The 13,768-nt window shown below is 37.4% G+C and carries 12 protein-coding genes and 1 pseudogene; 8 read left to right on the forward strand and 5 right to left on the reverse strand.

Annotation, left to right across the window (positions count from 1 at the left end; genetic code table 11):
* Positions 1-130: 130 nt before the first annotated feature.
* The 3 genes from ACHABU_RS14765 to ACHABU_RS14775 are packed head-to-tail and all read left to right on the forward strand — an operon-like array spanning position 131 to position 3,726.
* The gene (locus ACHABU_RS14765) at positions 131-739 is read left to right on the forward strand and encodes a hypothetical protein (protein ID WP_435765705.1); all 609 of its coding nucleotides are present in this window, start codon (positions 131-133) and stop codon (positions 737-739) included.
* The gene (locus tag ACHABU_RS14770; RefSeq protein WP_435765706.1) at positions 729-2,585 is read left to right on the forward strand and encodes a motility associated factor glycosyltransferase family protein; all 1,857 of its coding nucleotides are present in this window, start codon (positions 729-731) and stop codon (positions 2,583-2,585) included. The genes ACHABU_RS14765 and ACHABU_RS14770 overlap by 11 nt, the downstream gene beginning before the upstream one ends.
* Positions 2,586-2,604: 19 nt before the next feature.
* A complete protein-coding gene (locus ACHABU_RS14775) occupies positions 2,605-3,726 on the forward strand; it encodes a DUF2920 family protein (RefSeq protein WP_435765707.1) in 1,122 nt (373 codons plus the stop codon).
* A gap of 40 nt (positions 3,727-3,766) precedes the next feature.
* On the opposite strand, the gene ACHABU_RS14780 is transcribed toward ACHABU_RS14775, so the two are convergent.
* The 3 genes from ACHABU_RS14780 to ACHABU_RS14790 are packed head-to-tail and all read right to left on the reverse strand — an operon-like array spanning position 3,767 to position 4,467.
* On the reverse strand, positions 3,767-4,072 hold the full coding sequence (locus ACHABU_RS14780) for a competence protein ComK (RefSeq protein WP_435765816.1): 306 nt from the start codon (positions 4,070-4,072) through the stop codon (positions 3,767-3,769).
* Positions 4,063-4,263, reverse strand: a complete 201-nt coding sequence (locus tag ACHABU_RS14785; RefSeq protein WP_435765708.1) for a competence protein ComK — start codon at positions 4,261-4,263, stop codon at positions 4,063-4,065. The genes ACHABU_RS14780 and ACHABU_RS14785 overlap by 10 nt, the downstream gene beginning before the upstream one ends.
* A gap of 54 nt (positions 4,264-4,317) precedes the next feature.
* A complete protein-coding gene (locus ACHABU_RS14790; RefSeq protein WP_435765709.1) occupies positions 4,318-4,467 on the reverse strand; it encodes a hypothetical protein in 150 nt (49 codons plus the stop codon).
* An 810-nt stretch (positions 4,468-5,277) separates the two neighbouring features.
* Here ACHABU_RS14790 and ACHABU_RS14795 point away from each other — a divergent pair.
* From ACHABU_RS14795 to ACHABU_RS14810, 4 genes and pseudogenes are all read left to right on the forward strand, one after another.
* On the forward strand, positions 5,278-6,186 hold the full coding sequence (locus ACHABU_RS14795) for a DnaD domain-containing protein (RefSeq protein ID WP_435765710.1): 909 nt from the start codon (positions 5,278-5,280) through the stop codon (positions 6,184-6,186).
* A gap of 301 nt (positions 6,187-6,487) precedes the next feature.
* Positions 6,488-6,598 (forward strand): annotated as a pseudogene (locus ACHABU_RS14800) (sigma-70 family RNA polymerase sigma factor); the annotation flags it as partial.
* 696 nt (positions 6,599-7,294) lie between these two features.
* Positions 7,295-8,461, forward strand: coding sequence for a pyridoxal-phosphate-dependent aminotransferase family protein (locus tag ACHABU_RS14805; RefSeq protein WP_435765711.1), 1,167 nt, complete (start codon positions 7,295-7,297; stop codon positions 8,459-8,461).
* A gap of 791 nt (positions 8,462-9,252) precedes the next feature.
* Positions 9,253-10,698 (forward strand): carbon starvation CstA family protein, encoded by a 1,446-nt coding sequence (locus ACHABU_RS14810; protein ID WP_435765712.1) that lies wholly within the window; start codon positions 9,253-9,255, stop codon positions 10,696-10,698.
* Between the two features lie 318 nt (positions 10,699-11,016).
* Here the strand turns inward: ACHABU_RS14810 and ACHABU_RS14815 are convergent, their stop codons facing one another.
* Positions 11,017-11,466: a hypothetical protein gene (locus tag ACHABU_RS14815; RefSeq protein WP_435765713.1), complete on the reverse strand. Its 450-nt coding sequence runs from the start codon at positions 11,464-11,466 to the stop codon at positions 11,017-11,019.
* Positions 11,467-11,647: 181 nt separating this feature from the next.
* Here ACHABU_RS14815 and ACHABU_RS14820 point away from each other — a divergent pair, with 181 nt between their 5' ends.
* Complete coding sequence (locus tag ACHABU_RS14820) at positions 11,648-12,523, forward strand: metallophosphoesterase (protein WP_435765714.1); 876 nt, start codon at positions 11,648-11,650, stop codon at positions 12,521-12,523.
* 272 nt (positions 12,524-12,795) lie between these two features.
* Here ACHABU_RS14820 and ACHABU_RS14825 read toward each other — a convergent pair whose 3' ends face one another.
* Positions 12,796-13,683 carry a 2-hydroxy-3-oxopropionate reductase gene (locus ACHABU_RS14825; protein WP_435765715.1) on the reverse strand — a complete coding sequence of 296 codons (888 nt, stop codon included), beginning with the start codon at positions 13,681-13,683 and terminating at the stop codon, positions 12,796-12,798.
* Positions 13,684-13,768 lie beyond the last annotated feature (85 nt).

Here is a 13,768-nt window from a genome sequence, read left to right on the forward strand (position 1 = left end):
TGCATGAAGAACTATGAGTTTAATTCAAAGTATATCATATGTTGAAAATTATCTACTTGAAAACCGACACTATTCAACCGATAATAATAGTAAGTTATAAATACTAGTTCGTATCTTTTTGGAGGTTACTATGCAATTAATACATAAAAATGAGCAAATAAATATAGATAATGTCGAAACTTCGATAAATGAAGTCTATATAAAAATTAATAAATTATTAGGAGATAAAAATATTGTTTTCAGCCATCTATTAATAGATGATGTGGAAGTATATGAAAATCATGAGGAATACATGAAAGAGCATTTGATTGAAATCGAAACGATAGAAATTGTGACACGAAAGATAAAGGAAATGATCTGGGAAACAATGGAGTCGATTCATTCCTATTTGCAACGTGCAGTCCCTGCTTTAACGGAGCTTGTTGATGAAAGCTATGAGAACTTTTCAAGTAAATCTTGGGAAGGGATCAATCAATTGGCAGAGGGAATGCAATGGGTCTTACAGTTTACGGCTGTTACCAAAACAGCACCACAACAACCCGCTAATTGGGAAGCAATAGAAAAGAGTTTGCAACAATGTGAAACAAGCTTCGCCCAATTGTTAGAAGCAGTTGAAGTGAAAGATACCATTTTAATTTCTGATATTTTGTCATACGAAGTAACTCCATCATTTGTATCCTTAGAAAAGGAGTTAGCGGTATCGCTTAGAGATAAGGGGTTTTTGGAAGATGTTAATTGATAATACATTGTTTTTAAGAGAACATTATCCAGAGGCTCGTAAGTATTTCCGTGAATATGAGAACGCGATAAAAACGGAAAGAGTAACTACCATCGATTCTAAAGCTGGAGTCAAAACAATGCAATTTGAAACTGACGATCAGAAACAATTAATGGTGCATAGCAAGTATGATCCGATACGAGAAGCGGAAAGGATTATTTCTTCTCATATAGAAAGTATAAAAGAGGATACACATGTATTCTTTTATGGGATAGGCATGGGATATCATATTAAGAAGTTCCAGCAATTGTTTCCAAATAATACGTATTCAGTATACGAGCCAGTTCCTGAGGTTTTTTTAGCAATGTCACAGCACATATTGCTTGGTTCAGTCATAGGTAAAAAAACTAGAAGGCTTTATATGGATACGCATGGTACGGAGTCTGAAGCTTATCTAGAAGAATTTAATACATATAATAAAAGTATACAAATTATTATTTTACCTAGCTATGAAAATATTATAGGCGAAAAGATCAAGCGATTTAATGGAAAAATCAAGAATGCTGTACAAAGCAGACGCACTTCTTTAGGAACAAACACTAGCTTCCAAAAGTTGTGGGTAATCAATAGCTTGCTTAATTTTAAGGAAGTTTTACATACACCTAATATGTTGCGAGATATAGAGCGGTCCCGATTTGCTGGTAAACCAGCAATTATTGTTTCGGCAGGTCCGTCGCTCGCAGAAGATATAGAGCATCTAAGGTATATTAAGGAAAATAATCTGGCATATCTTTTTTCAGTTGGCTCGGCGATTAATAGTTTGATAGCGTATGATGTATTGCCAGATGCGGTGTGCACTTATGACCCAGGAAAGAAAAACCATTTAGTCTTTAAAAATATGATCGAAAACAATATTGATCATATTCCTATGCTGTTTGGATCTAGTGTTGGATATGAAACGTTAAGGAACTATGAAGGTCCAAAAGTTCACTTTATTACATCACAGGATAAGACTGCAACATATTTTTTAGACGAGCAACTGGATACAAATCAGGATCTTATCATCGATTCACCGTCAATTGCCGTCATGACATTCCAATTATTAAATAAATTAGGTACTGGCCCAATAATTTTTGCAGGGCAGAACCTGGGCTATCTATATGATAGGAGATATTCAGAGGGAATCGAATATGACTTTGTTCAATCTGAGGTTTCTGTGAATGAAATGGAAAACGCAATTACAACAATAGATGTTTTCGGAAATGAAATTAAAACCAATTTAGGTTTTAATAATATGCGTGTTGGAATTGAAAGCTATGCTAAGTTATATGCTGGAAATTATATTAATACAACAAAGGGTGGAGCGGCAATAGAGGGTGTTCCATTTCTGCCTATTGAAGAGGTTATTGAAAGTCTATTAACCCAGCCGATTGAAAAGGAAGAATGGTGGAATGAAAGTAATGCTTATGATAAGAGCAAATTTGAACATCAAAAAGAACAGTTGACGCAAAGTATTATTAAGTATGATCAATTAGTAACTCAAATTGAATCTTTATTAAAATCGATGGAAAATACTGTGAAAATGAGGAATAAATCATCTATAGAAAATTTATTTGTTCAGTTCGATAAATTATATGCAGAGTTAAATAAAAATACGTACTATACAAACTTTTTATCTTTTTATACTCGTGTACAGGTGGAATTTATGGTGAATGAGTTAACGCAAGCTGTGAAAGAAAAAGATCCGCTTGTACGTGGAGAGAGGATTGTGCAACTGTTTGGGAATTTTGTTAGACATTGTGTACAAGGGAGTAGAGAATTAAAGCAGTTAATAGATTCTAGTTTAACGGATGTGTCTGATAAATAGTTAAGGGGGATACATAATTTTGGCAAAGGAAAACCATTTCACGATACCAGCACATCATAATATATATACAGGTGAAAATAATAATCGCAATTTAGATATTTATTTTTCAGAACCTGAGAACGGCGTTACTGAAGAAACTAGTATATTGTTATTAATTCCAGGATTTGGTGGGAATTCACAATCAAAAGTTTATAAAAAAATGCGATTAGAATTTGCAGATAAATATAATTTAATTGTAATACAATGTGATTATTTTGGTAGCGAGTTTATGCAGACTTCTAATAAAATAAATCTATCTATGGATGTTAAAGATTATAAAAATTTGCTTTCAAATGATGACTTTAATATTTTACAGAATGATTCCAAGAATTTTAATACTATTATTAAGGTGTTATCAAATTACTCAAGTGTGTTACAGGTTACCGAGTTATTGAATGAAGATGAGGAATTGTTTAATGATATGGGTTTTATGCAAGCATTAGATTTATTAACAGCACTTTATGCGGTTAAATTAATATTAGACGATAATAAACTTGTCTTTAATAGAAATAAGGTTATTGCATATGGGCATTCGCACGGGGCTTATTTAGCATATTTGTGTAATAGATTAGCACCGAATGATTTTTCCTTGATCATTGATAATTCAGCTTGGCTAAAACCTGTATATCTGACATCTTCGCGCTATTTAAATCAAACTATTGATAAGATGATGATGCAAACGCAATTCGATTATTTTGCTAAGAAATTTGATTATAATAAAGATATTTTGAGTTTGCGTAAATTATATGATGAATTTGACAATAAGTCATTAATTTGGTCATTTCAGGGTGTAACAGATAATTTGGTTGATTTTAAAGAAAAGGAAGAATTCTGTCACGGTGTTAATAATACTATTTTTAATCTTATTGACGAGGAAAAGGTGGATAATAAAAAGTTCTATTCGACTGGACATGGGTTGAATGCTAACTTTTTAGAGCTCTTTGATTATGTTTTGGAGAAAGTGGATTTTAAAGTGATTACTAATAGTAATAGGATTAAAGCGAAAAAGGTAATAATCAAAAATAATAATCAAAGTTATACGGTTGATTATAAATATGGACTGCCAGTTATGACTTCGGAGAAAAAAATAACACTATATTAAGTCGATTGATGCGAGGCCAATAGTCAATCCATACATCGATTTACATGCCATATACAGCGTTCCCACTATGAGAATAAAATGCTAAGATGCATGCTAATGTCCGCTCCATTTGCTTTTCCACGGTATAACAAGAAATGTCTATGGACACTTTTTCACCATTTAAGAAGGTAATGATTGATCCCATATGTGATTCAGTTTTTATGTGATTTTTTTTACTGTGGAGAAGATGATGGTAGAATAGCCAGCTGCAATCGTAATCGGTTGTTGCGTGGGTTGGAAAGGTGTAGATGTTTTTGCCAGGATGGATAGGAATGGGGACCTTTCGTTTGAATCCAGTTAGATGGATGACGGATTCCCTCCTTCTTCATAGGAGGAATTGTTCTCCATACAGGCTCGGTTGATGAGTTGGATGGCTGTTTTTCGAATAAAGTACCGTTTGCCCTGCTCGAATACAATCGTATCGTATGCTACGTTATAGGCAGGTAACAAGGCCATCGTTTTTTCGTTAATGCGATAGTCGGATAAAACTTCATTCATGGATCGGGCACTCCTTTATGGGGATGATGGAACAGAAAAGCAGAAGTCTAAGAGCTATGTAGTAGGTGTGTGGATAGCTTTTGAAAGCGGGACAAGAATGGTATGGGAGGAAATTTTGTCATTAGGAACTTCCCCCCGTTCCAGACGTCCTAAATGCTTATCATCTACGTCCGCATCTTCCGCTAATCTCTGCAACATTTTCATCTGTTGACGTCGCTTGATTCTTCATTGTTTAGCTAGTAACTGATTGAATAGCTCGGATTTTTTCAATGTATTTCTCCCTTTTTAGGCCTATTATATCTAGGTAGAACAGGGAAGGAGCCACGTGCTATAGAGCCCTTTTAGTGGATGAATGCAACTTTATTTTAAATAAAAAAGTGTCTAATTTCGAGAACCCCCGCTGAAAATTGAATTTTGGGTGGGGGTTGTTTGTGTTTTTTTAAAAATCCCCAGGGAAAATCGCATTTTGCCATGTGGATGGCTTATAAGAAGTACCCAACCAGACAAAGGCCCCCTCGCTACCTACTTAAACTACACCATCCGCAATCGATTCATCGATGTACTACGCAAGAAATCAAGAACACTCCAAGAGAAGAGAAAAGCCGCGAACAAGCGAAGACGCAATTACAGGACGGCAATTATATCCGCAAAAGTCATGCGTCCTACCCGCATCCGAATGTACCCGACATCGTAGTTGACGACCCCATTCAATGGAGGCAACTTAAATCGCAACTAACCGAAAATTAGTGGAAGTGGATCTACTTTCACATCCTAGGAGACATGTCCATCAAAGACATCGCATCCAAGAAAACACTACCCCTGAAGCTGTCAAAAGCTGGGGAAAACAAGCCAGAAAAAAACTAAAAAGGAAGCACGGGGACGGTTCTTTTGCTTCCTTGGAGGAATAGTTAATAGGTTCATAGAGTTTGTTAGAAAGAATGTGGCGTTTTTGGAAGCATTTTTCTAGCGGGCTCGGAATGATAGAGAATGATTTAATTTGAAAGGGTGGAAAAGATGAATTACATCAAACAAGTCAATGCTTTTTATAATCATTTGGAAACAAATCCGCTGTCAGCTTCGGCAGCGAATCTTTGGCATGTGCTGATACATGTCAATAATCGTGCAGGATGGAGGCAGGAGTTTACCGCTGCAATGCCAATGCTTTGTTATAAAGCAAACTTGACAGATAGCACATTTAAACGGGCACGGAGGGAATTGCAGGAGAAGGGATATATTCGTGTGACGTCACGAGGTGGAAATCGAGCAGCATCTTATCAAATTATTTCGTTAGATCGGATGGGGAATGAGGATGCGAATGCGACGGTTTTCGGGATGAACGAGCGTGAGGGAAGCAGTGCATCCGATCATGCAACATCCCATATGGACCAATCTATGGACCGCAATGTGGACCACAAGATGAACCACATTGTGAGCGGGAAAGCTGACCCATTAATTAAACAAAAGAAAACAAAACAAAACGTTACAACAAATCCAACCGATGCGATTCAATTTTCCCAGGAGAATTTCGGTGTGGTGAGCCCGTATGTTGCGGAAGATATGATTCATTGGATTAACGACGTAGGTGAGTCGCTCTTTTTGTATGCCATGAAACGTGCACTGGAACGCGGAAGAGCGAACTGGGGTTATGTGAAGGCGATTCTTGATGCATGGGTGAAAAAGGGGATTTTGTGTGTGGAAGATGCGAAGGCAGAGGAAGTGGAGTATCGACGTCGCAGGGAACATCGTCCGAAGTCGCTTGGGGCGGTAAGTTATAGCGATGGTAGTAAGGGTGCTGCGGAGGTGGTTCCGGATTGGTTTCGGGAGCGTGGTGTTGATAGACAGGGGGATTTGGCAATGTTGAGGGAGCGTGTGGAGAGGCGGCTGGTGGAGTATCGGGGTGGTGATGGGTTTGTTTTGGTTTGAAACTGGAATGAAATTGATTTCTATAACTACAATCGAAATGAGTTGAAAGAGGGGGTGTTTTTAAGTGGATTAATTTTAATTAATTTTATGCCACCAAATGCGATGTCATTTCGATTGTGACTATAAAGATAAAGCCATCTAAAAAGCTTTGCTTTTTAGATGGTAAGGGAGAGGACATGTGGATAGGGAGAAAGTGACATTTGAGGAGATTTTTTAGGAAAATGAGCGGATAATTCATTATCAGATATAGAGACTGAACATTAGAGATCCGCATCAGGAATTTTATTAGGAAGGACTTGTAGCTATGTGGAGTGAATACGAAAATTACCAACTGGATCAAGGGGCGCTAGCAACCTACTTTAACTTTATGATCCGTAATCAGATGATTGATCTTACTCGGAAATTAGAATAGTAGAGTGGAGTTGTGTGATGGGGATTGTTTTCATCATGCGGATTCAGTTTACTCGAGGGTGAAGGGTGCTTTGGCTAATATATTGAAGGAAGATACAATACCTGCAGAAGGGAATAAGCTAGAGGGTTGAATAAAGAAAATAAGGAAGATATAATGCGCCCCTTTCAAGTAGACTGGTAGGGTTAAACAATGCCATCGTTACTTGAAAGGGGTATTTTCTATGGTCTTGATTTTATATGCTTAACTATGATACATTATTATTCTTTTTGCGATAGATATCAACTATACTGTTAATTAATTATTGAATTATAATTTGTGAGCGATGCTGAAAAGACAGCATGGAATTCTAAATAAATTTTAGGGAGGTACAAGCACATCAACTGTTCTCAAAGGAGAATATAAATCTTTTGTCTTTTTCCCTAGAATTAAATCCTTCTAAGTAATATTAAAGAATGCATGTTTTATATTGAAAAGTTTTTAAATTATGATACAAATAACAATAGACAGAATAATCCCTTTGAATGTAGAAAAGGCTTCCTAAACTTAAATAAAGTGGTACGTTGGCAATCGTAAGAATTAATGAAACTATCTTATTTTAATTGGTACGTTACATAATGCTACTTAGGAAGCATGCAGGAATTGTGGATATATCTGTATTGTATAAAAAATAGATGTCAGGAGTGGTTGTAGTTGGTAATGACAAGATTAGCACCAATCCCTCGGTTATTATTGGGACCAGGACCGTCAAATTTAGACCCACAAGTTCAATCGGTGGTATCAGCTCCTTTGGTTGGTCACTTAGATCCTCAGTTTCTTGAGATTATGAACGAATCAATGGACGGTTTACGGCAAGTATATGGCACAACAAATGTGCATACAGTTCCTATTTCTGGAACTGGAAGCTCTGGTCTCGAAGCACTTATAACTAACTTATTGGAACCTGGAGATGAATGTGTTGTTGGAGTTATTGGTTATTTTGGACAGCGGTTGGTTGACATGGCCAAGCGTACTGGGGCAAACGTACGTATAATTGAAGCTCCATTAGGTGAAATATTATCTCCAGATCAATTGGAGGAGGAACTGAAACGCAAACCTGCAGATGTAGTGGCGCTGGTCCACGCAGAAACTTCAACTGGAGCATGCCAGCCTTTAAAAGAAATGGCAGACGTCGCTCATCGTTATGGAGCGTTGCTCGTGGCTGACTGTGTCACGTCTCTTGGGGGTATGCCTGTAGACATTGATAAAACTGGTGTAGATGCAGCTGGATCTTGTACGCAAAAATGCCTTGCAGCTCCACCAGGATTAGGGCCTATAACGATTAACAACAATGCTTGGGAGCGTATAAAAAAACGTAAGACACCCGTTCCATCATGGTATTTGGATCTTTCGACGCTCTTACAATATTGGGATGAAGGCTTGCAACAGCGAGCGTTTCATCATACAGCTCCTATTCTTTCAGTGTATTCGTTACACGAGGCAGTGCGTCTTTGTTTGAAAGAAGGCTTAGAAGCGCGTTACGAAAGACATAGTAAGATGCATCGTGCTTTTGTTGCTGGTTTAGAAGCTATGGGCCTATCTTTGTTCACCCCAGCTGGACACCGTTTGCCCATGTTACATGTTGTCAATGCTCCAGAGGGTATAAATGAAGCTACAGTACGCTCTCGATTATTGGAACAAAATATTGAAATTGCTGGTGGTTTTGGTCCACTCCAAGGGAAAACGTGGCGAATTGGTCTCATGGGATACAATGCCCGCTCTGAAAATGTTCTTACTTTACTCTCTGCCCTTGAACTAGCATTAACAGCAGAAGGTTTCAAGGTACAACGAGGTGCAGGAGTAGATGCAGCTATGACAGTATTGTAATTTTACTAATGCAAGGAACTAGGGATTTAAGTATGCATTTAAGATGAAGCAACTAAAGAAAAACTTTCCGCGAGCATAATTTGTGAGCACATGAAAAGCGTTTGACTTGAAGAAGGCTTTTGTTGTTTCAATATTTTTTTAAAATGTAAACTAAACGGTGAAGTGAGAGTGCGTGCACTCTTACTCACACCGTTTAGTTTTTTATTGGTGGAGTAAAGTTAATTATATAGGATGGACTAAATATATTTATCGTTTATTACAGGAGTTACTCGAAAGATTTGACTTATATTCACCATATAACCAAACTGAATACAGTATATTCCGATTATTTATTATTCAAAAGTCCTTAATCCCATTGATTCTTGCAGCTTCTGTTTTTATAAGGTTTATTTTTACAATACATGTGAGGAGACACGGGGACAGGTATGTAGTGCTTCCCAGAATATTTCCTTGGTTTAGACTGAGTGTTAAAGACACTTGGTCTATTTTTATAAAAATATCAAAAATGTATTTGGTTCAGTGTGCCTGTCCCTATGTCCCTCGTAGGCCATACTACTATGGGCATCTTATGAAATATAAACGCAATATATCGTATAGTAATTCCATGTTTGTCAAGTTATCCCAATTAGTAACAGGATTGTTGTTCATAAATAATTGACTAATAGTAAGTAATAAACGAATGAAAACGCTTGATTACAAATTATGAGAAAATTTTCATTAAATACATTGCTTTTTGTAGAAATATTGTGTAATATATTGCGTATTAGTTAATAGGCAAAGGGGTTGCAGCAATGATAACATTCATCGGGTCTATCTTATTTTTAATTGTTGGTTATGCGATATATAGCAAGGTAGTCGAACGAATTTTTGGAATTGATGATAAACAGGAGACACCTGCCTATTCCAAACAAGACGGTTTAGACTTTGTACCAATGAAATGGTGGAAGGGGAGTTTGATCCAGCTATTAAACATTGCTGGAACTGGACCAATCTTTGGTGCCATATTAGGTGCTCTATACGGACCGGTCGCATTTATTTGGATTGTTGTTGGTTGCATCTTTGCTGGAGCTGTTCATGATTACTTCTCTGGCATGATGTCACTCCGGCATGGTGGGGCACAATTCCCAACACTCGTAGGGAAATATTTAGGGAAATATGCGAAATTTTTCATTACGATTATTTCCATTTGCTTGATGATTTTAGTGGCTGCAGCATTTACAGCGGCACCTGCTCAATTGGTTTCTTCGATAACGCCACTTAGTTTTACGGCATGTTTGCTTCTCGTTTTTGTTTATTTATTGCTTTCTGCAGTACTACCAGTTGATAAAATTATTGGTAAGCTTTATCCGTTTTTCGGTGCAATTCTTATTTTTATGGCTGTATCCATTGGGATTGGGATGTTCTTTTTCGAAACACCGATACCTAATTTAACATTAAATAATCTACATCCTGGGGATATGCCGATATGGCCGTTGTTGATGGTTACGATCTCCTGTGGTGCAATATCTGGATTTCACTCTACACAAAGTCCGATCATTGCACGTACATTGAAAAAGGAAAGTGAAGGTAGGAAAGTATTTTACGGTGCGATGGTTGCTGAGGGTGTTATCGCATTAATTTGGGCTGCAGCAGGTATGACATTCTTTGGCAATACAGGTGGTCTTCAAGAAGCCCTAGCTGTAGGTGGTCCTGGTGGGGTTGTAAGTGAAATCAGCATCTCTACCCTTGGCACATTCGGTGGAATTCTAGCAATCTTTGGAATCATCATTCTACCAATCACGACAGGTGATACAGCACTTCGATCATCGAGAATGATGCTTGCAGATTTATTAACACAAATCACGAAAAAGGATTTGAAAAAGAAAGGGACAGTTGCTTTACTTATCATTCCTGTAGCATTGCCAGTGCTGTTTCTTTCCATGATTGATTATAATTTCTTGTGGCGCTATGTTGGGTGGACAAACCAGGTTGTTGCGACGGTGATGTTGTGGACAGGTGCGATGTATTTAGTGAAAAATTACAAGTTCCACTGGATTTGTAGTATACCAGCATTATTTATGACAGCAGTTGTATGTAGCTATGTCTTTTACGCACCAGAAGGATTTAATATGGATTATGGCATCTCCATGATACTCGGTTCGATCCTTTGGGTTATTGTTGCAATATGGTTTGTAAGTAGATTGATCAAACAGAAAAAAGTGAAGAATAATGAAGTTCCTGTAACTCAAGCTTCGTAGTGGTGCCTGTCACTCCCCGAATTATGTCGAATAGGAAGCATGGGGACGGTTCTTTTGCTTCCTTTGGGGAGGTACTGTCACTCCCTGGAGTTCTGTCGAATCTTCGTGGAGTGTGATGCAGGAAGAATATAAAAACTGTACTAGAAAACAAGAAAACCACCCTACGCCGTCACAAGCAAAAGGGTGGTTTTTTAAGAAAAGAATTAAATATATTGACAACCACGTCCCTGACGGTAGAGGTTGCTACAGGAGAAGTGTTGCAGCAGCATTTCTCCTGTAACTTTATCTATTAATATTTACCTATCCGCCATTATAGTCCTAGAGAATTTTCCAGGTGTCCTTTGTGTTTACAACATACACCACCTGTGAAAAATGGAATTTCCCATATTTTCCATGATAGGATTGGGTCACATTGAAGAGGTAAACTTCCTTTAAGGATGGTGAATCCTCCGCCATTTTCCAAGTTTCTATCTCTCCAACTTCCTCAATTGCAAATTCAAAGGTTTCCACGCCGAAGTGTCCCATGAATACATGTGCGCGATCTGTTATGTATGCCGTTTTACTCCATCTCTCTTGCATAAGGGGATGTAATAACTCCCAGGATGCAGTAAAAGCAGCTTCCTGTTCATAGCCATAAAACTCATTCACTACATTTTTTGCTTGCTGGCTTGGAGAAATCCATGTTAATTGAAAAACGAAGATTACAATACCCACAACGATGGCAAAAACAGCGATAAAAATATAATTTACATTCGATCGCTTCCTCATGTTTATCTTCCCCTTCAATAAACCGCATAGTAAAGAATATGGTAAACCGAGCGACTTTATTAATGATTCCGTTTTTCATTATTTAGGGTTTCCTGCCACGTATTTCTTCTTTTTAGTGTGATTATCTAGCCTTTCTATTAAATTAAAGAGTATATACTACCCGAGGGAGATGATCCATTTCGTGTTACTTAAATGGAAACAAAAGAAACAAAAGACTGGAAATGATAGAAAGCGTAAGAAAGGGGGAAGATTCAGGATCTTTTTTGCTGTTCTTTTTATCTTTGCTATTTCCATAAAAATATACGTTGATACCAATAGTTTTAAAGTAAATTCAGTCCAGTTTCACTCGGATAAAATACCAGGGGATTCTAGTTTTACAATACTTCAAATTAGTGACTTACATAATAAAGTTTTTGGAAGTAACAACGAAGAATTGATAGAAACGGTGGAAAGCACAAATGCGGACATCATTGTATTGACGGGTGACCTTGTGGATAGACGGACAGATAATTTCGATCACGTTTTTTCGTTAGTGGAACGAATAAAAGCAATAAATCAGCATGTCTATTTTGTCTCCGGTAACCACGAATGGGACAACTCTTTTAGAGAATCCCTTTTAGATGGTCTTGCAGAAAGGAATGTAACCATTTTAAACAATCAACATACGGAACTTGTCATAGACGATGTAAAGGTGAATCTCGTTGGAATTGATAATGCTTCAACCAATCATGATAATCTAGATCGTGCGTTTGATAACGTGGATCAAGAAAGCTATACGATTCTACTATCGCATACACCAACTATCTTTGAAAAAAGTAGGCCTATTCCAGCAGATATATTTTTGAGCGGTCATACCCATGGTGGACAAGTGAGAATCCCATTCATCGGAGCGTTAGTTGCTCCAGATCAAGGTTTCTTTCCCAAGTTGGAGAAAGGAACATACGAATTTGTTGTAAACCAGTTTCTATATATTGATAGTGGGCTTGGCACAAGTGTTGCGCCGGTACGCTTTCTTAATCAGAGTCAGGTTAGTTTGATTGAAATCTCTGGAGAATAATGAACAGCACAATAATAAAATGTACCAGTCTCATTCACTAATGGAACTGGTACATTTATTAGGGGATACGCGGGGGACAGGAATGTAATGCACCCCAAAAAGTTGGAGTAAAAATCTAACTTTTTGGGGTGGATGATAGACAAAAGAAAAAAGAATAGAATTGGAACAGTCTATCATGAATAACAGACAACAAAATCAGAAAACAGTAAAAAATTTCCTTTTAAAACAAAAAGAAAAGTGCAAGCCAAGGCATGCACTAAAGTAATTCTAATTTATTTTCCGCTTACTTGGTGATTTGCCATTTTCTCAAAGAAATCAATAATGTAGCAATGGTCTTTTCCGCCGTTACCATTTGCGATCTCAGAACCGAATATTTCTTTAACTAAGTTTGTTACTGGAAGTGGTACTCCAAGCGAATTTGCAGATGCTTGAATGTTTCCTAAATCTTTGAAGTTTGTTTCGATTTTACCGCCTGGTTCAAAATCACGGTCAACGATACGTTGCATTTTTGCATCCATTACTGCACTACCAGCTAGTCCGCTCCGAACTGCTTCATAAAGTTTGTTCAAGTCAATTCCTGCTTTACTAGCGTATACAGAAGCTTCTGCTAGTGCAGCAAGGTGACTACTTACGAGAATTTGGTTTGCTAATTTTGTTGCTGAACCAGTTCCCGTTTGCCCCATATGAACAATATGTTCGCCCATTACTTCAAATAAAGGTAGTACTTTATTGAAATGCTCTTGATCTCCACCAGCCATGATGGATAGTGCACCTTCTATTGCCTTTGGTTCTCCGCCACTAACAGGAGCATCAATTAAGTGTACATCGTATTCTTTTAGTTTAGTAGCAAACTCTTTCGATTCTTCTGGTTTAACAGAGCTCATATCAATGATAATCGTTCCTGGTTTACAGTTTGCAGCAATACCTTCTTCTGAGAACAATACGAGTGAAACATGTTTTCCTGCTGGAAGCATCGTAATAATAACATCACTATTTTCAGCAAGTTCTTTGTTTGATCCACAAGAATGTCCGCCTATTGCTTCTAATTCGTTTACAGCATCTGTATTTAAATCAAAAAGATATGTTTCATATCCCTTTTTAATAAGATGACCTGCCATTGGTTTCCCCATAATACCTAACCCAATAAATCCGACTTTCATGTAATCCACCCCTATGAAAATGTTTTCTTACACTTTCATTCTATAACAAATCTTGTTAAATGTATATAAAATACCTTCATTTCGA

Origin of the sequence: Oceanobacillus sp. CF4.6, assembly GCF_051262635.1 — a bacterium.
Taxonomy (GTDB): domain Bacteria; phylum Bacillota; class Bacilli; order Bacillales; family Amphibacillaceae; genus Oceanobacillus.